Source organism: Aminobacter sp. MET-1 (assembly GCF_026521175.1).
Classification (GTDB): domain Bacteria; phylum Pseudomonadota; class Alphaproteobacteria; order Rhizobiales; family Rhizobiaceae; genus Aminobacter.
Genome location: NZ_JAMSHL010000115.1, coordinates 1 through 269, shown reverse-complemented (window position 1 = coordinate 269; position 269 = coordinate 1). Strand labels below are relative to the sequence as shown.

Sequence of the window (269 nt, the reverse complement as noted above, 5' to 3'; positions counted from 1 at the left end):
CTCTACAACAGGGGTTTCCTGGATGGCGGCGGTAGCGGCTTCAGCTTGCTCGTTGGCCTGGGCTTCAGCAGGTGCGCTGATGACCGAGCTGGCAACAGCAGCGGTCACGGCCAGGCCGGCAGCCAGTTCGGTACCAGTCGGTTCGCCAGTCGCGGTAGCTTCGCCGGTCTCTTCCGAGCCTTCGATTTCGTTGCCGTTGGCATCACGTTGACGCTCACGACGGTTGCTGCGACGACGCTGGCCACGGGAGCGGCGGCGTGGACGATCGC

At 65.4% G+C, this 269-nt stretch carries 1 protein-coding gene; it reads right to left on the bottom strand.

From position 1 onward, the window contains the following. On the bottom strand, positions 1–269 hold a 269-nt coding region (locus NDO48_RS29255; RefSeq protein WP_267322924.1), incomplete at both ends, for a hypothetical protein.